The sequence below is a fragment of the Streptomyces sp. NTD91 genome (assembly GCF_059510455.1).
Window position 1 is genome coordinate 1 of the sequence record NZ_JCAJZW010000188.1, and the last position, 325, is coordinate 325.

Here is a 325-nt window from a genome sequence, read left to right on the forward strand (position 1 = left end):
CTCACCCTTCGGCGAGGAAGTGCGCCAGCAAGCGGTCGAAGTCGCTGTGGCCGAGCTCGGCCCCCCGGGGCACCACTGCCTCCGTTTCCTGCAGGAACGCCTTGAATTCCTGCGCTGGGACCTTGAGCAGGGCCGTACCGGACGGCGGGTTGAGAAGGATGTACAAGTCGCGGCAGCCCTCCTCGCCGGTGGGCCATATGCGAATGTCTCCCTCGCCGGCGGGGCCCTCCAGGCCGTCGATCAGCAAATCGCGCCCGATGATCCATTCCACCGGCTCGTCGCTGTCGACGTCGGTGGTGAATGCGGCACGGACCACATAGGGATC

1 protein-coding gene is annotated in these 325 nt (G+C 66.5%); it reads right to left on the reverse strand.

All coding sequences use genetic code 11. The annotated features are described in order from the left end of the window. Nucleotide 1: 1 nt before the first annotated feature. On the reverse strand, nucleotides 2–325 hold a 324-nt coding region (locus AC5WRT_RS39170; RefSeq protein WP_496101126.1), incomplete at its 5' end, for an SsgA family sporulation/cell division regulator.